Genomic DNA, 17,096 nt, shown 5'->3' on the forward strand with positions numbered 1-17,096 from the left:
GGCCGCCCTGTAGGCAGGCGGTCCGGCCGGGGCTCAGGCGCTCAGTTCTTCGCGCAGCGCGATGCCGCCCAGGTTCTGCAACAAGGGCGCGTTCTCGCAGGCCAGGTAGACGCACTCCTCCGCGCCGGTGTTGACGTGCTGATGCTCGGCCCAAACCGGCACGTAGATGGCGTCGCCGGCGCGCCACGGCACCTGGCGGTCGCCGATGCGGGAATAACCCTGGCCCTGGGTGACGTAGATCACCGTCTCGTAGTTGTGGCGGTGCAGGCGGGTGGACTCGCCCTCTTCCAGCCGGCCTATGGTCAGGCTGATGGTGCGGCTGGGCAGATCGACGATGTGCACCTTGTGCTTGCGCTCGGAGGAGAAGGCCTGGTCGCCGCCCTGGCTGGCCGCCATCACCTGCTCGTGGCTCAGCCGCGCCGGCAACTGGGCCTGCAACTGGCTGGGCACGCGCCAGAAATCGGCGGAGGAGAAATGGCCGGCCGGGGCCGCGGCGGGCGCGGCGGCCGGCTGCGTCTGGCAATGCGCCCAGATGGCGTCGAACATCGCCACGCGGCGGGCGATCAGCTCGCGGCCCACGGCGATGGCTTGCTCGCGGCGCGCGTCCTGATCCAGGGTCAGGCGCTGCATGATGGCCAGCATGGTCAACGCGTGGTCTTCGTCTTCCTCGATGTGCAGGCTGAAGAACTCGGTGGCGTCCTCGCCGAAGCCGTGGTGTTGCAGCGCTTGCAGGATGGGGCGGTAGATCAGCGGAACGATGGCTTCCGCGCCCAGGCACATCGCGGCCAGGCCGGCCAGCGCGTCCGGGGACTGGCAGTGGCCCATCATGGTGTCCACCATCGCCAGGGTCTGCGGCAGCGGCGCGTGCGAGGCCGGCGCCGCGCCCACCACGCGCAAGGTGCGCTGGAACATTTCGGCGTGGGTGATGGCGCTGCCGCCGTCCACGCCCATTTCCTCGCGCATGTTTTCCATCAGCGCCATCACGTCGGCCGGATCGCTCAGTTGACCCATCAAGGCGCACAGATAGCGGGTGAAGTGGCGCGAGTAATGGCTGTGCTGAATCAGCAGGGTGCGCACGGTGGCCAGGCTGGCCTCATTGCGTTCCAGCGCTTGCAGCAGCGGGTGTTCCACCAGGTCCTGCAGGTCTTCTTCTTTCAGCCAGTCGGCCCAGATCAAGCTCATGCCTGCGATCAACGGGGTCTTGCTGCCGCTCTTTTCCAACAATGCTTCCATGTCCATCTCCCAATCGAAGTGTGCGGTTCGCGGCGCGGAAAGCGCCGCGGCGTCCAGGTGTTGCGGTGTTGCGAAATCAGGCCCGGGCAAAGCGCAGCGCGGGGTTGCGCCAGCTCAGGAACAGCAGCCCGGCGGCGGCGCAGGCCGCCGGGAACAGATACATGCCGGCCCAGCCCAACCGGTGGATGGCGATGCCGCCCAACCAGGAGCCGAGCGCGGCGCCGAAGAAGAAAACCGTCATGAACAAGCTGTTCAGCCGCGAGGCGGCGGCGGGGTCTATGCCCAGCACCCGGCCCTGGGCAATGGTCTGTACCGAACGCACGCCCAGATCGGTCACCATCAGGAAGGCAACTATCATCAGCACCTGGCTGCCCAGCCAGACGCCGGCCAGCGAGGTGGCGGCGATGCCGACGCCCAGCAGCGCGATCACGCCGTGCCAGTCCAGCCGGCGCTGCAGCCATTGCGCCAGCCACGGCGCGCGCAGCGCGGCGATGGAGGTAAAGGCCAGCAGGCCGGTCTGGCCCGCGTTCCAGTTCAGGGTGGAGTGGGTCAGCGAGGACAAATTGGCCCAGATGCCGTTGGAGGCGGCGAAGAAGCAAGCGGCCACCAGCGCCAGCCGGCGCAGCTCCGGCAGCTTCAGCCACAAAGCGCCCTGCTGGCTCAGCATGCGGCCGTAGCGCAGCTGGCCGGCCAGCGGCACCTCGCCGATGCAGCCGCGCAGCGCCAGGCCGATGACGAAGGTCAGGGCGCCCACCGTCAGATAAATGCCGCGCCAGCCGATATGCTCGCCGCCCCAGCCGGCCAGCACCCGCGCCAGCAGCAAGCCGGCGAACAAGGAAGTGAGCAGGCTGCCCACCACCCGCCCGCGCTGCTCCGCCGCCAGCGCCTTGGCGCTGTAGGCCAGCAACAGCTGGCCAGCGATGGACAGCAGGCCGGCCAGGCCGCACAGCAGCACCATCAGCCAAGGCGACGGGGCGATGCCCACCAGCAGCAGCACCACGCCCAACGCCAGCATGGCGGCGGGGATCAGCCGACGCGGCGCGATCATGTCGCCCAGCGGCAGGCCCAGAACCAGGCCGGCGCCGTAGCCGAACTGGGTGGCTACCGACAGCCCCCACAGCGAGTCCGCGGACAGGCCGAAGGAGACGGCGATCAGCTGCGTCATCGATTGGTGGTAGACCACCGCCGCCACGGAAAACCCGGTGGCCAGGCAATAGAGGGTCAGCGCCCAGCGGGACAGGGCGTTTTGAGAGGTCATGATGTGTGTCCTTAGGCGCGGATCAGTCGAATGACAGCGCCAGTGTTGAAGTCAGCGGGCGGCTGCGGCAGCTGAGCACATAGCCGGCGGCCACCTCCTCGGGCGCCAATGCGTGCGGCGCCTCCATGTCCACTTCGCCGGCCAGCACCTGGCAGCGGCAGGTAGCGCAAACGCCGGCCTTACAGGAATAGCGCGGCGTAACGCCGGCTTGCAGCAGCGCGTCCAAAAGGTTGTCCACCGGCGCGCCCAGTTCCACCTGGCGCTGCATGCCGTCCATCCTCACCGTCACCCGCACCCGCTCCGGGCTGTCCGCCAGCGCGCGCTCGGCGCGAGCCGGGCCGGCGGCCGGGGCCGCGGCGTAGTGTTCGCTGCGGATGCGTTCCGGCGGCAGGCCGCTGTCGCTCAGCGCCTGGCTCACCGCCTCCATCATGCCGGCCGGGCCGCAAACGTAAGCGTGGTCGATGGAGGCCGCCGGCAGGCAGCCGCGCAACAGCGCCAGGCAGCGCTCGCGATCCAGCCGGCCGTTGAACAGCTCGATCTCCTGCTCTTCCGCGCTGAACAGATAGATCAGGGACAGCCGCGCCGGGTAGCGGTCCTTCAGCGTCGCCAGCGTTTCGCGGAACTGCAGCGAGGCCAGATTGCGGTTGCAATAGACCAGGGTGAAGCGGCTGAGCGGCTCGCGCAGCAGCGTGGCCTGCAAAATCGACAGCACCGGGGTGATGCCGCTGCCGGCGGCGAAGCCGGCGTAATGGCGGGCCGCTTCCGGCGCCGCCGGCAGGCCGAAGCGGCCGGACGGCGGCAAGGCTTCCAGCATCGCGCCCGGCCCTAGATTATCGTGCGCCCATTGCGAGAAGCGGCCGCCGGCCACCCGCTTGATCGCCAGTTGCAGCTTGGGCGCGTCCGGCGCGTTGCACAGCGAATAACTGCGGCGCACTTCCTCGCCGTCCAGCCAGGCGCGCAGGGTCAGATGCTGGCCCGGCTCATGGCGGAAGCGGTCGCGATGCTCCTCCGACGGCTCCAGCGTCAACAGCAGGCTGTCCGGCGTGTCGCGCTGGATCTCGGTCAGCTGCAAGGGGTAAAACTGCGGCATGGCTGCTTCCTCATAAACTCTTGAAGTGCTCGAACGGATTGCGGCAGGCGTCGCACTGGTACAGCGATTTGCAGGCGGTGCCGCCGAATTCGCCCTGCGGGCGGGTGGCGTCGGAACCGCAGCGCGGACAGGGCACCCGCGGCGCGGCGGCGGCGACGAAGCTCAGCCGCTGCCAGCCCGGCTCCGCCGGCAGGGGCGGGGCGATGCCGGCGGCGCGCAGCTTGGACCGGCCGCTTTCGCTCAGCCAGTCCGTGCTCCAGGCCGGGTGCAGCCGCGTTTCCAGCCGCACCGCCTCCACGCCCCGGTCTTGCAGGGTCTGGCGGATATTGCTGTCTATCTGCGCCTTGGCCGGGCAGCCGCTGTAGGTGGGCGTCACCACCACGCGCAGCGCGTCGTCCTCCCAACGCACGTCGCGCACGATGCCCAGGTCCACGATGGAGACGTAGGGCATCTCCGGGTCCGGAATGCCGGCCAGCCACTCCCATACGCGCTCGGTGCCGCTTTGCACCTCCAGGCCGTGCACCCGGCTCACCAGCCGGCTCCCGGATGGGCGCGGGTCAGGAACTGCATTTCCATCAGCAAGGCCACCAGCGCCTCGCCGTGCGCGCCTCGCTTGCCGCCGCTAACGCCGGGCGCGGCGCGCGGCGGCTCCAGCGTGGCCGCGGCCAGCACTTCGTTGACGTAGGCCAGCCATTCCGGATACAGCGCGGCCAGGTCGCAGCCCACGCCCTGGGCCAGCATCGCCTGCTCCAGTTCGTCCATCTCGAACAATTCGCCCACGTAATGCCAGCAGCGCTCCAGCGCCAACCGGCAGAATTCGCGGCTTTGCCGGCTGCCGTCGCCCAGCCTCACCACCCAGCCGCTGCTGCGGCGCAGGTGGTAAGTGGCCTCTTTCAGCGCCTTGGCGGCGATGGCGGCCACTTCCGCGTCCGCCGAATCCGACAGCTCGCGCAGCAGCAGGCAATGCCAGCTGTCGAACAGGAACTGGCGCATCTGGGTGTCGGCGAAATTGCCGCGGGTCAGCTCCGCCAGCAGCACGTTGCGGAAGGCTTGGGCGTCGCGGCCGTAGGCCAGATCGTCCTCGCTCTGCGGCGGCGTCAGTCCGCGGCCGGCGGCGTCCAGCCACAGCCGCGCCTGGCCCAGCAAGTCCAGCGCCACATTGCTCAGCGCCAGGTCTTCTTCCAATGTGGGCGCGTGGCCGCACCATTCGCACAAGCGCTGCGACAGAATCAGCGCGTTGTCGCCCAGGCGCAGCAGGTATTCCGCGCGCAGGTTTTTCAATTCCGGATGCAGGGTCACAGGTGTTGCACTCCCTCTGGCACCTCGTAATAGGTCGCGTGGCGGAAGCCCTTGTCCGCCGCGGTCTCGAACCACGGCGCGCGCTCCACCTCGCCGCTGCTCACCAGGTCTTCGGCGGCCACCAGCCACAAGCTGACGAACTCGCCGCGGCGGGTGAACACATCGCGCGCGTGCTGCAGCGCCATCGCCGCGTCGCTGGCCTGCACGCTGCCCACGTGGCGGTGCGCCACGCCGTTCTGGCTGCGCGCGAACACTTCCCAAAGCTTCCACTCATGCATCTCGTTCTCCTTGCGGCCGCGCCGCCAGCTTGACGGCGTGGCAGGCGGCGGCTTCGCGCACCCAGGCGCCCTCGTCCCAGGACCGGCGGCGGCTGGCGATGCGTTCGCGGTTGCACAGGCCCTGGCCCCGGATCACCCGGTTGAATTCGTCCCAGTCGATGCGGCCGATCTCGTAATGGCCTGTGTCCGGGTTGAAACGCAGATCCGGGTCCGGCACCGTCAGGCCCAGGTGCAGCACTTGCGGCACGGTCTGATCGACGAACTTCTGGCGCAGGGTGTCGTTGGAATACAGCTTGACGCCCCAGCGCATCGAACGCTGCGAGTGCACCGAATCCTCGTCCGGCGGGCCGAACACCATCACCGTCGGCCACCACCAGCGGTTGAGCGCGTCCTGCGCCATCCGCCGCTGCGCCGGCGTGCCCTCCGCCAGCCGCCGCACCAGATCAAAGCCCTGGCGGTGGTGGAAGCTCTCCTCCTGGCAGATGCGCACCATGGCGCGGGCGTAAGGGCCGTAGGAACAGCGCGACAAGGGCACCTGGTTGACGATGGCGGCGCCGTCGGTCAGCCAGCCGATCATGCCGACGTCCGCCCAGCTCAAGGCCGGATAGTTGAAAATGTTCAAATACTTGGCCTCGCCGGCCAGCAACTGACCGTAAGCCTGCTCCCGGCTCAGGCCCAGGCTCTCCAGCGCGCTGTACAGATACTGGGCGTGACCGGCCTCGTCCTGCACCTTGGCCAACAAAATGCATTTGCGGCTGAGACTGGGCGCGCGGGTGATCCAGGCGCCCTCCGGCAACATGCCCACGTATTCGGAATGAGCGTGCTGCGCCATCTGCCGCTGCAAGGTGCGGCGGTAGGCCTCCGGCATCCAGTCCTGCGGCTCTATTTTCTCGCCGCGGTCTATCCGCTGTTGAAACGCCAGCTCCAGCGCTTCCAGATCGTCCGTCGTCTCCATCCCTCAGCCCCTCAGGTAGTCCAGCAGGCTCTGCGGCTCCGCCGCCGCCTCCGGCTGACGGTCCAGCGACTGGTTCCAGCGCAGCGCGCTGAATACGTCGCGCAGGCCGTCGTCGTAGTCGCGCTGCCAGCTCCAGAACTGATCGCGCGCCACGCGCTTGAGCACTTTGCCGGTGGAGCCCACCGGCAGCGCGTAGTCGTCGCCCAGCACGCCCACGCACACGGTGTAGTCCGGCAGCGCGCCGCGGCCTTTGAACGGGAAGCAGTCCAGCGCCTGGCGCAGCACCTCGTCCGCGTCCAGCGCCGCGCCGGCCTTGCCGCGCGCCAGCACCAGCACCGCCTCTTCACGCGTCGGCCCGCGCGAGACGCCGATCACGCTGACGTCGAACAAATCCGCATGGCTCAGCAAATGTTCTTCCAGCAGCAGGGTGTAGGCCGGCACGCCCAGCGGCGTCGGCACCGCGTCCACAATGCGGTCCAGGTGCACGAACTCGCCGTTGTCCAGGCGCAGGCCGATGTCGCCGGTCAGCCAGTAGCCGTTCAGCGTGGTCAGCGCGGTCAAGTGCGGCTGGCCGTAATAGCCCGGCGTCACCGTGGGCGAACGCACGCCGATATAGCCCGGCTGGCCGTCCGGCAGCAGCTCGCCCTGCGGAGTGAGCACGTCGCAGCGCGCGTAGGACGCGGCCGCGCCCACCGTGCGCTTGCTGGCCACCTGCTCCGGCGTGGACACCTTGAAGAACTGCGACATGCCCAGCTCGGACGCGCCGAACATATCGGTGAAGCGGCCGCTCGGCGCCAGGCGCAGCAGTTGGCGGATATGCGCCTCGTGCGCGGTGTCGCCGGTGTTGTAATAGCGGCGCACCGAATCGAAATAGCCGTCCGGCAGGTTAAGCTCCGCGAAAGAGGCGTAAGTCTGGGAAAACGCGGTAACGATGGTGGGCTGGAAACTGGCGATCAGATTAGCCGCCACCTGACCGGTTTGCGTCGCCAGCGCCAGCGCCGGCAATTGCAGCATGGTGGCCGTCATCAAATAGCTGATGCCGGCCGCGTGGGTGGGCGGCATCGCCGTGGCCAGCTTGTCCTCGTCTTGCTCGACGAAGCCGCGCAGGCGCTCGCGCTTGCCGTTGAAGAACTGCGCGTGGCCGAACAGCACCGCCTTGGGAATGCCGGTAGTGCCGGAGCTGTGGCACACCATCACGATGTCCTCGTCCTTCACCGCCGCCGGCCAGCCGGAGGCCGGCAACGGCGCCAGCGCCACCGCCGCGCCGGCGTTGAAGCCCGCGTCCAGCGCGGTGAGGCCGCGCAGCGCGCCGGCCAGGTCCCAGCGCGCGTCGGTTTCCTTGTCGTAGACGAACACGTCGAAGCGGTTGCGCTGCGCGTACAGCGCCGCGATGTCGGCGCGCAGATGGCCGTTGATCAGCACCGGCACGCAGCCCAGGCTGCCCAGCGCCAGGAAGTGCAGGAAGGACGGAATGCCGTCGCCCAGGAACAAGCAGACATGCCGCCCCGCCTGGATGCCCTGCTGGCGGTACCAGGCCGCCAGATCGCTCACCAGATGGAACAGGCTGTCCAGGGAAAAGGACTGATAGGCGTTGCCGCGCGGGCCGATAAAAGGCTTTTCCAGGAACAGATAGTCTTCCCGGCTGCCGCCGTAGGCGGCGTGGGCCTTGAACAGAAAATTGCCGGCGCCCAGTTCCGGATCGTTGAACAGCGCGTCCCAGGCTTGCTTTTTAATCAGGTGGTCCATGTCGGTGTGTGTCTGCTGGCGTTGGTTAAGCCCGCCGCTTGCGGCCAGGCGGGTGGGTGGACTGTCCGCGAGCCCGCTCCGCGAGCGGGCCCTGGCTCAGGCGCTTACTGACGCATGCCGACGGCGAGACGGTTCATGCCGTTCATCAGCGCGATGGCGAAGGTCAAATCGGAAATCTCCTGATCGCTGAAATGCGCTTTCAGCGGCAGATAGGCGGCGTCGTCGGCGTGACTGTCCACGACATAGGTCAGCGCCTCGGCCCATTCCAGCGCGGCCTTCTCGCGCTCGCTGAACTGGGCGCTGACGCGCCAGCCGGCCAGCTCCGCCAGACGGCGGTCGCTTTCCTCGCGCTCGCGCAGCGCCTTGGTGTGCATGTTCAGGCAGAAGGAACAACCGTTGATCTGGGACACGCGCAGATAGATCAACTCGATCAGCGGCAGACCCAACACGCTCTTTTCCAGGCCCTGCTTCACCAGGCGGAAGCCCTGCAGCAGTTCCGGGGACAATTCGTAATAAGCAAGACGCAAGCTACTCATGATCAACACTCCTAAATTTGGATAAGGACAGGAAGCGGGCGCGGCCCGGCCGCGCCCGGAAACTTCAAGCGCGGCGCGCGCCCGGCGTCGGCTCCAGCGAACTGGCCAGATACACCAGCGCGGCGCAGGCGGCGCAGGTGAGCACGCTGAAATTCAGCGACAGCTTCAGGCTCTGGAACGCGGCCATGCTCAAGGCGAACACCAGCAGCAACGCCGCGCTGATCCAGGCGGAGGCGCGCAGTTGAACGCCCAGCAGCAGGGTCACGCCCAGCACCGCCTCCAACGCGTTCACCGCCCAGGCCAATACCGGAATCAGGCCGGCCGGCGCCCACGGGCACAGCTTGGCCACATGGCGATAGAAGTTCTCCATCGTTCCCCAGGACACCCCCAGTTCGCCCATATGGCCCCAGAAGCCGAAGCGATCCGCCACCGCCGACAAGAACGCCGCCGCCAACGCGAACCGGGCCAATAGCAACACCGCCTTCCAGGCGCTTTCCTTTTGCATGCCTAAACCTCCCAATCGATATGGATGCCAACAAGCCGCGGCGCGCCGCCTTGTTATGCAATATGGATTGCACTGTAATAGACATACTCGATAGGCATAAGGGACAAGAATGAATTTTCCGACCATGACAAAGCGCATGACGGTATTTGGAAACAGGAAAGACAACGCGCGGATCGCCTGACGCAAAACGGCGCAAGCCATTGAAAAGAAAAATAGATTCACAAAAACAAGAATGCGCGGGCCGGGGCCGCGCCAACATCCAAGCCGCCGGGACATGACCCCGTCGCCGCCGCGCCGGCATGACCCCGTCCGCGCCGCCGCCTGTCCGGACGGACAGCCCCGCCTGGCAAAAACACCCTTTACCCGCCGCCGCCGCCGCGCTTAGAGTCTGTTTACGATCTAGCGAGCAAGAGCGAGACAAGGCGAAAACAGCTGAGGAAGCGGAATGCACAGATGGCACATGAGCATTTCGAAGGCGTTTTCAACGCGGTATCGCCGCAGCGCAGCAGATTGGAAACAGGCTCTTAAATGACAAGCTTATCCACAAGCAAAGGCAAACCATGCGCCGCCTCCTGCTCCCCCTCCTCGCCGCCGGCCTGACCCTGTCCGCCGCCGTCCAGGCCAAGACCCTGAATTTCTCCGGCTACGCCTGGGAAGTCCGCAATCAAAGCCAAAGCGGCCCCGGCCCCAACGACTGGGACGAAAACAACGCCTGGGTGGACGCCCAGGGCCGGCTCCATCTCAAAATCGCCCACCGCGGCGGCAAGTGGAGCAGCGTCGAGGTCTACCTGCCGCAGCGGCTGGGCTTTGGCCGCTACCAGTTCAAGTTGATAGGCCGGCCGGACCTGTTCGACGACAATATCGTGCTGGGCCTGTTCAACTACCCGACGCCGGACGTGGGCCCGGACGCCACCAATGAGATCGACATCGAATTCGCCCGCTGGGGCAATCGGCAAAACCCGATGGGCAACTACACCGTCTACCCGGCCGTGCCCGACCCCAAGCCCACCTCCTACGCCTTCGAACCGAATCTCAACGGCGACTACAGCACCCACCGCTTCAACTGGGACGCCAGCCGGGTGCTCTACCAATCGCTGCACGGCCATCAGGACGGCGACCTGTATGAAATGGCGCGCTGGAACTTCGCCCCGGCGGACCCCACGCGCCTGGTGCCGCAGCAGCCGCTGCCGCCTCACATCAATCTGTGGCTGTTCCAGGGACGGCCGCCCAAGGACGGCAAGGAAGTGGAGATCGTGATCAAGGAGTTCTCCTTCATCCCGGCCGCCGCCAAATAAGACCCGCTAACAAAACCCCTGATCCTGCGTTGCGCCTCCTTGTCGTACTACTGGTACTGTAGCTTCGCAGAAACTTCGTTTTCTGCGTCGGCGCGCCTTGGCTCAGGTACGCTGCGCGGTTTTGTTAGCGGCTCTTAGCGCGCAGCGGCGTTTTGCGAAGAGAGCGGCAATGAAAAACCCGGCCAGGCGGCCGGGTTTCGCGTTGCGGACAAACAGCGTCAAAGCTTGATCAGGGCCAAACGCTTGGGCCAATAACGCTCCAGCAAGGCAAACAGAATGGCTGCGGTCTCCACGTCCAGCGCGCCGCGGTAATCGCTGGCGCGGAAATGCATCTGGAAGGCGCGCACCAGGGTGGTAAAGCCGGCGTCGCCGCCCGCCGCCGCCACCTCGTAGCCGTAATGCTTGAACGCCGCCAGCATCTTCTCCCGGCCGGGCAAGCCCTGCTGCTGGAACTGCTCTGTGTATTTACGCTGCGTCTCCGCCTCCGGCCACGCGCCCACCCCGGCCTGATGCAGCTCCAGCCACGGGAACATCGGGCCCGGATCGCTCTTGCGGCCCACGGCGACGTCGGAATGGCCCAGCACGTTCACCGGGCTGATGTCCGGATAGCGCGCCAGAATGTTCCGCGCCAATTCCGTCACCGCCTCCACCTGCTGCGGGTGATAAGGCGGAAACACCATGCCGCCCTTGTCCTCCCGCGCCAGATTGACGATTTCCACGCCGATGGACGAATCGTTCAGATTGCTGCGGCCATCCCAGGAACTGGCGCCGGCATGCCAAGCGCGGTCGTTCTCGTCCACCAGATTGAACAGATTCATCTGCTTGAAGCCGGCCTGCTGATAGCTGGGGTCGCTGGGGTCCGGCGCCAGATAATGCGCGCTCACCTGGCCGGAGCCGGTCAGCGCCTTGATGGAACCGGCGAAGTCCAGCGCGGTGTAATGCAGGATCAGGAAACGGACGCGTTTGTTGAAGCCTTGGACCGAGCGATAGGTGTTGAACAGGATGGGCGTCATGAAGAATCTCCAGGAGGGGAATGGGAAGGGATGCGCGCCGGCCAGACAACCGGCACATAGAGTCTGATTCCTCTCGAACTCAAGGGTTCGGCGGGGGTGACGGGTGTCAGTTCAGCGCGAACGGGCTGCGACCCGCTGCAAAACCGGCGTCAATCGCGTCGCCCGCCTAGCGGCCGCCCGGTCTTAGGGTCCAGGCCCTTGGCCGCGGCCAGTTGGCTCATCAGGGCTTCCGACGGTTTTTCCGGCGCCACATTGGCCTTGAACGCCTCCAGCCACTTCAGCTTGCCGTCCCAGGCAGGCAGCGCGGCCGGCGGCAGCGGTACGATCTCGTCCAGTTCCGGCACCTTGGGATGGGCGTAGGAGTAATCGCTGAGAACATCGCTAATGATTTTGTAGCGGCGGCTACGCTCATCATCCTGCTTCAGGCCCAAGTCATTCCATTGCTTGTTAGCATCTGTGATTGCACCAAAGCCTTTTTCTAGCTTAAAAGCAGCTGCTTCATTTCCGCTTTTAGTTGCCAGTTGGAAAAATTTGACGGCTTCAATAACGTTTTTTTCAAAGCGTTGTTGATATGCGTAATCCGAAGCAGCCTTCCCATGCCCCTGCTCTCCAGCACACTTGAGCATTTGGGTCCCTACAGCAAACGGCCCAGGCTGCGATATCGTCAGCCCTGTCAACTTATCTCCCACCAAATACTGCGCATCCGGGCTGCCCAAGTCCGCCGCCTTGCGGTAGTAACGGTTGGCCAGTTCCTCATCCTGCTTCACACCGTAGCCGGCCTTCAGATAGCGTCCCATATCGTAGTAGCCGCCGGGAATGCCGCGGTCTATCAGCTCCTGGGTCAGGTCCAGCGTTTCCTTGACCGGGTCCTCACTGCGCGCCGTGCCCCGCCCTATCATGTCGCGCAGCTCCAGGTTGGCCTTGTAATGGCCGTGAGCGGTGGCAATGCGGTAATAACGCTCCATCTCCGGGAAACGCAGCGGGTCTTCCTTCTCGATCTGGTTCTTCTGCAACCAGCGGGCGTAGCGGTATAACTGCTCCGCCTCCGGGTTCAATGCCGGCAGGTGGTCTTTCTCATACGCGCAGTTGAAGGCCAGCTTGGCTTCGACTTCTTTCAAATCAGGCACGGAACGCTCCTTGGCGCCGCTGCAGGCGGCCAGAGCCCCCAACAGCGACAAGGCGTACAGCATTTTAACCATGCTTGCCGTTCAGCGGCCGCCCGGTCTTGGCATCCAGACCCTTGGCCGCGGCCAACTGGCTCATCAAGGCTTCCGATGGCTTTTCCGGCGGCACATTGGCCTTGAACGCTTCCAGCCACTTCAGCTTGCCGTCCCAAGCCGGCAGCGGAGCCGGCGGCAGCGGCACGATCTCGTCCAGCTCCGGCACTTTGGGGTGGGCGTAGGAGTAGTCGCTTAACACACCCATAATGTTTAGATAACGTCGCCGACGTTCATCGTCCTGTTTTAGCCCCAGATCATCCCACTGTTTATTCTCTTCAGTGATGGGACCAAAAGCATTTCCCAAATTCAACGCAGAAGTTGCATCTCCCGATCTGATAGCCAACTGGAAAAATTTTACTGCTTCAGAATTAGTTTCACCCTGCATTTGAACTGCATACTCCTTCGCAGCAATCGCATGCCCCTGCCCTCCTGCACACTTGAGCATTTGGGTCCCAATAGCAAACGGTACAGGCTGCGATATCGTCAGCCCCGTCAGCTTGTCTCCCACCAGATACTGCGCGTCCGGGTTACCCAGGTCCGCCGCCTTGCGGTAATAACGGTTAGCCAGTTCCTCATCCTGCTTCACGCCGTAGCCGGCCTTCAGATAACGCCCCATATCGTAGTAGCCGCCTGGAATGCCGCGGTCTATCAGCTCCTGAGTCAGGTCCAGCGTTTCCTTGACCGGGTCCTCACTGCGCGCCGTGCCCCGCCCTATCATGTCGCGCAGCTCCAGATTGGCCTTGTAATGGCCGTGAGCCGTGGCGATGCGGTAATAACGCTCCATCTCCGGGAAACGCAGCGGGTCTTCCTTCTCGATCTGGTTCTTCTGCAACCAGCGGGCGTAGCGGTATAGCTGTTCCGCTTCCGGGTTCAATGCCGGCAAATGGTCTTTCTCATATACGCAGTTGAAGGCCAGCCTGGCCTCGACTGCTTTCAAGTCCGGCACTGCGCGTTCCTTGGCGCCGCAGGCGGCCAGAGCCCCCAACAGCGACAAGGCGTACAGCGTTTTAACCATGCTTGCCGTTCAGCGGCCGTCCGGTCTTGGCATCCAGGCCTTTGGCTGCGGCCATTTGGCTCATCAGGGCTTCCGACGGTTTTTCCGGCGCCACATTGGCCTTGAACGCTTCCAGCCACTTCAGCTTGCCGTCCCAGGCCGGCAGCGGGGCCGGCGGCAGCGGCACGATCTCGTCCAGTTCCGGCACCTTGGGGTGAGCGTAGGAGTAGTCGCTTAGAACATCGCTAATGATTTTGTAACGACGACTACGCTCATCATCCTGCCCTAAGCCCAGATCCTTCCATTTCAAACTCGGGTCTTTGTTTGAACTGAAACCATCTTCCAGATTTAAAGCCGCCGTCTCATCTCCCCCTTTAGTACCAAGCTGCAGGTATTTAACTGCTTCAGACAATTTTTTTTCAAGACGTAACTGCGTACCATATTCAAGTGCAGCTTTTCCATGCCCCTGTTCCGCCGCACACTTCTTCATCTGATTGCCAATAGCAAACGGTCCTGGTTGCGCGTTCGTCAAACCCGTCAGCTTGTCTCCCACCAGATACTGCGCCTCCGGGCTGCCCAGGTCCGCCGCCTTGCGGTAGTAGCGGTTGGCCAGCTCCTCGTCCTGTTTCACGCCGTAACCGGCCTTCAGATAGCGCCCCATATCGTAGTAGCCGCCTGGAATGCCGCGGTCTATCAGCTCCTGAGTCAGGTCCAGCGTTTCCTTGACCGGATCGTCGCTGCGCGCCGTGCCCCGCCCTATCATGTCGCGCAGCTCCAGATTGGCCTTGTAATGGCCGTGAGCGGTGGCAATGCGGTAATAACGCTCCATCTCCGGGAAGCGCAACGGGTCTTCCTTCTCGATCTGGTTCTTCTGCAACCAGCGGGCGTAGCGGTATAACTGCTCCGCCTCCGGGGTCAAGGCCGGCAGATGGTCTTTCTCATACGCGCAGTTGAAAGCCAGCTTGGCTTCGACTTCTTTCAAATCAGGCACGGAACGCTCCTTGGCGCCGCCGCCGCAGGCGGCCAGGCTCAGGGTCAGAATCAGGGTCAGAAATGCGGGCTTAATCACTATTGCTCCGGGCGGGGTCTGTACGCAAAAACTCGCAAAGAGGCGCGACTGGGGGCAAAGAGTTGCTAAAGGCAGCCTTGTTTTCATTCAAAATATCTCGCCATTTTTTAAAAGCTTGCTTTGCTGGTGCCTCCCTGTCCATCCTATCCGGATTTGCCCCAGACCAACTATTAGTATGCCTCCCCCACAACTCCTGGCGCAGCGGCTTGGAGATTTCCGGCCGGTCCAAAGCAATGTTCAATTCACTGTCCACCTGCATGCTTCGGGTATTGATATTGGCCGAGCCCAGCGTCAGAAAAGCGTCGTTGATGATCATCAGCTTGGCGTGGATGTAAGTTTCTACCCATGCCTTCGGCGGGGAGTCCGGCGCCACGATGGAGCAAATATGGGTTTTCAGGCCAGGCTGCTCAACCGCGGCAATGGGGGCGTCCGGCTTTTGGGCGGCCTCGTACTCCTTTTCCATCCGCTCGCGATAAGCCGTGGCGTCTGCCTCCGCTTCCTTGATCTTGCTTTTGAGCTTTGCCGGCGCCATGACGTTCAAGGCGCTCACCACTTTGGCCTCCCGTTCCGCCTGCTTGGCCTGGCCCAGCCGGGCCTCCACATCATCCGCCTTTTCCAGACGCGCCACACCGGGAATCGTGTCGGCGCGCCCCAGGCTGTCCAGCATCCGGTAGGTGTTGACCGTGCCGGCGCCCACGCCGGCGTCGCTGGTATTGGTGATCACGAACAGGTAGATCGGGTAAGGACGACCAGCCTGCTTCTGCGCCTTGGCCGCGTCCTTGATCTTTTCCGCCAGCGGCGGCCAGCGGAAGTACTGGTTTTCGATGAAGATGTAGGAGGTGACGTTGTTGACCGCCTTCAGATACAGCTTCTTGATGTCCTGTTTCTTGTATTCCGGCTGGGTGCGCAGCAGCTGCACCATGGCGGCCTTATTGGCCTGTCCGTCCACCCGCGGCGCATAGCCGCCGAAACCGCAGCCGGGCAGCGGCAGGTTTTCCTTGGTCTCGTCGCGCCAGGCGCGGCGGAAATTGTGGAACAGATCGCCCACCGCCGGCCCGGTAATCAGGCTGGAGAAATCCTCGCGCGGCCCCACCGTACCGTTGCGGCCCAGATTGGGCGCTTTGGGCTTGGCGCTGTGGGCATTGGTGTCCCAGTACTCGTCCAACATATTGTGGCCCATGACGAAGCCGACATGGGCTTGCGCGTCGTCGTAATCCACCAGCACCATTTTCTGGTGATGGCTGGGACCTATCGATAAGGCGGTCTTGGTTCTTTTCTTCAAGCCCTTGTCGTCGTAATCCTGCGTCGCGATATGGGTACGGGTATACGGACCAAAGCCGCGGCTGCGGAAATGCAGGTATTTGCTGGGAATATCCTTGTGAAACTGGTCCCGCACTTTCTTGTCCGTGGCGCCGGCCGCCGGCTGATCCTCGTCATACCAGGAATACCACTGCGAATCGTATTTATACTGCTCCGGGGTTTCATAAGCCGGCTTGTCCTTGATGCCCACACTCCAACGCCCCGGCGTTTGCGACTCATCCACCGTGGCGCCGGTGCTGTTGACGTACAGGCCGGCCGGCTTGGAGGCGAAACACAGCACCCGCACCTGCACGCCCTGCTTGGCCTTGTGCTCCAGCAACTTGCCTATCTGCGCCGGCACGGCTTCCGCGATGTCCGCGTACTTCACCATGTCCGCGCCCTTGCGGACGAAGTACATGGACGGCTGGAAGCCCCAGCAGATGATGCTGACGTTTTTCTTGGCCTTGGCGATGGCGTAATGCACCGCGGCAAACGCCGCCTCGCCGTTGACCAGGGGCTGGAAGCTGCCCTCATGCGGCGCGTATTCGCTGGTCTGCAAAAACCAGGGCAGGGTCAAATTGGCCCGCAGCGGTTCTTTGACGCAGATCGGGGAGACTATCGTGTTCGCGCTCATTATTATTCTCCTGCCGGCGAAGCGTCGGCCTCGCCATTAAGCAAACGGTGGTAGCGCGCGCGCGCATGCTCGTCCGGCTCCACGCGGCCGTCCGGCGGCGCGCCGCCGGCCACCACTTTATGGAAGCCGGCATTGGCCAGCGCGCCCTTGTCCGGCTTGCTCAGTTCATTGGCCACCGGGATATCGAACTTGACGCCGTTGGCCAGCTCCACCGTGTATTTTTGCGTGGTGACCGCATGTTTGACCGCCAGGTGGCCGCTTTCGTCAATGATGCCGCGCTCCACCTCGCCGCCGTCGGCATGCAGGGTATAGGGCATGCCGGTCCAGCTGCTGTTGCCGCCTTGCGGCGATTGATCCAGACGCAGCGACAGCGGCATCCTGGGAATGCTTTGTGGGTAATCCGGATGCGTGACCGTCATTTGCGCCGGCCCGCTCATCTGGTGGCTGGCGCCTTTCACCGACACCTTGCCCGGGCAATGCAGTTCGATATTGCCGCCGGCGATGCGGATGTAAGCGCCGCCGCTGACGTTGAGCAGGATCTCCTGTTTGGCGGCCACGGTGATTCTTTCCTTGCAGGACGTCACCGTCACATCCTTGTCCGCGGTCACCTCAATGCTGTCGCTCTGCGCCTGCACCTGCATCTTGCCCTTGGCGGCAATCAGCTTCAGTGCG

17 protein-coding genes are annotated in these 17,096 nt (G+C 64.2%); 1 reads left to right on the forward strand and 16 read right to left on the reverse strand.

Translation table 11 applies throughout. The features are described 5' to 3' along the window. Nucleotides 1-33 precede the first annotated feature (33 nt). From MOV80_RS19970 to MOV80_RS20015, 10 genes are all read right to left on the reverse strand, one after another. Complete coding sequence (locus MOV80_RS19970) at nt 34-1,233, reverse strand: iron-containing redox enzyme family protein (protein ID WP_249605430.1); 1,200 nt, start codon at nt 1,231-1,233, stop codon at nt 34-36. A gap of 76 nt (nt 1,234-1,309) precedes the next feature. Beyond that, on the reverse strand, nt 1,310-2,491 hold the full coding sequence (locus MOV80_RS19975; protein WP_043592495.1) for an MFS transporter: 1,182 nt from the start codon (nt 2,489-2,491) through the stop codon (nt 1,310-1,312). A 22-nt stretch (nt 2,492-2,513) separates the two neighbouring features. After that, nucleotides 2,514-3,581 (reverse strand): 2Fe-2S iron-sulfur cluster-binding protein, encoded by a 1,068-nt coding sequence (locus MOV80_RS19980; RefSeq protein ID WP_118266257.1) that lies wholly within the window; start codon nt 3,579-3,581, stop codon nt 2,514-2,516. Between the two features lie 10 nt (nt 3,582-3,591). Further along, on the reverse strand, nt 3,592-4,113 hold the full coding sequence (paaD, locus tag MOV80_RS19985; RefSeq protein ID WP_200123099.1) for a 1,2-phenylacetyl-CoA epoxidase subunit PaaD: 522 nt from the start codon (nt 4,111-4,113) through the stop codon (nt 3,592-3,594). Next, nucleotides 4,110-4,880, reverse strand: coding sequence for a 1,2-phenylacetyl-CoA epoxidase subunit PaaC (gene paaC, locus MOV80_RS19990; protein WP_019104273.1), 771 nt, complete (start codon nt 4,878-4,880; stop codon nt 4,110-4,112). The genes paaD and paaC overlap by 4 nt, the downstream gene beginning before the upstream one ends. Next, on the reverse strand, nt 4,877-5,158 hold the full coding sequence (paaB, locus tag MOV80_RS19995; RefSeq protein ID WP_019104274.1) for a 1,2-phenylacetyl-CoA epoxidase subunit PaaB: 282 nt from the start codon (nt 5,156-5,158) through the stop codon (nt 4,877-4,879). Before paaB ends, paaC begins: the two co-directional genes overlap by 4 nt. Continuing rightward, on the reverse strand, nt 5,151-6,113 hold the full coding sequence (gene paaA / locus MOV80_RS20000) for a 1,2-phenylacetyl-CoA epoxidase subunit PaaA (RefSeq protein ID WP_019104275.1): 963 nt from the start codon (nt 6,111-6,113) through the stop codon (nt 5,151-5,153). The genes paaB and paaA overlap by 8 nt, the downstream gene beginning before the upstream one ends. Nucleotides 6,114-6,116: 3 nt before the next feature. Continuing rightward, nucleotides 6,117-7,859: a class I adenylate-forming enzyme family protein gene (locus tag MOV80_RS20005; protein WP_043592497.1), complete on the reverse strand. Its 1,743-nt coding sequence runs from the start codon at nt 7,857-7,859 to the stop codon at nt 6,117-6,119. Nucleotides 7,860-7,963: 104 nt separating this feature from the next. Next, nucleotides 7,964-8,395 (reverse strand): carboxymuconolactone decarboxylase family protein, encoded by a 432-nt coding sequence (locus tag MOV80_RS20010; protein WP_019104277.1) that lies wholly within the window; start codon nt 8,393-8,395, stop codon nt 7,964-7,966. A 64-nt stretch (nt 8,396-8,459) separates the two neighbouring features. After that, nucleotides 8,460-8,900: a MauE/DoxX family redox-associated membrane protein gene (locus MOV80_RS20015; protein WP_118266255.1), complete on the reverse strand. Its 441-nt coding sequence runs from the start codon at nt 8,898-8,900 to the stop codon at nt 8,460-8,462. 560 nt (nt 8,901-9,460) lie between these two features. Between MOV80_RS20015 and MOV80_RS20020 the strand changes: the two genes are divergently transcribed. Continuing rightward, entirely contained in the window at nt 9,461-10,195 is a 735-nt protein-coding gene (locus tag MOV80_RS20020) for a glycoside hydrolase family 16 protein (RefSeq protein ID WP_249605431.1), read from the forward strand. 218 nt (nt 10,196-10,413) lie between these two features. On the opposite strand, the gene MOV80_RS20025 is transcribed toward MOV80_RS20020, so the two are convergent. The 6 genes from MOV80_RS20025 to MOV80_RS20050 form a co-directional block, all read right to left on the reverse strand. Further along, nucleotides 10,414-11,208: an N-acetylmuramoyl-L-alanine amidase gene (locus MOV80_RS20025; protein ID WP_249605432.1), complete on the reverse strand. Its 795-nt coding sequence runs from the start codon at nt 11,206-11,208 to the stop codon at nt 10,414-10,416. 149 nt (nt 11,209-11,357) lie between these two features. Continuing rightward, nucleotides 11,358-12,407, reverse strand: a complete 1,050-nt coding sequence (locus MOV80_RS20030; protein WP_249605433.1) for a DUF6396 domain-containing protein — start codon at nt 12,405-12,407, stop codon at nt 11,358-11,360. Beyond that, the gene (locus MOV80_RS20035; RefSeq protein WP_249605434.1) at nt 12,400-13,443 is read right to left on the reverse strand and encodes a DUF6396 domain-containing protein; all 1,044 of its coding nucleotides are present in this window, start codon (nt 13,441-13,443) and stop codon (nt 12,400-12,402) included. The genes MOV80_RS20030 and MOV80_RS20035 overlap by 8 nt, the downstream gene beginning before the upstream one ends. Beyond that, complete coding sequence (locus tag MOV80_RS20040; RefSeq protein WP_249605435.1) at nt 13,436-14,578, reverse strand: DUF6396 domain-containing protein; 1,143 nt, start codon at nt 14,576-14,578, stop codon at nt 13,436-13,438. The genes MOV80_RS20035 and MOV80_RS20040 overlap by 8 nt, the downstream gene beginning before the upstream one ends. Continuing rightward, nucleotides 14,484-16,424, reverse strand: a complete 1,941-nt coding sequence (locus tag MOV80_RS20045; protein WP_249605436.1) for a phospholipase D-like domain-containing protein — start codon at nt 16,422-16,424, stop codon at nt 14,484-14,486. The genes MOV80_RS20040 and MOV80_RS20045 overlap by 95 nt, the downstream gene beginning before the upstream one ends. A 2-nt stretch (nt 16,425-16,426) precedes the next feature. Next, on the reverse strand, nt 16,427-17,096 hold a 670-nt coding region (locus tag MOV80_RS20050), incomplete at its 5' end, for a DUF2345 domain-containing protein (RefSeq protein WP_249605437.1).

The sequence above is a fragment of the Chromobacterium sp. IRSSSOUMB001 genome (assembly GCF_023507765.1).
GTDB classification, from domain to species: Bacteria; Pseudomonadota; Gammaproteobacteria; order Burkholderiales; family Chromobacteriaceae; genus Chromobacterium; species Chromobacterium haemolyticum.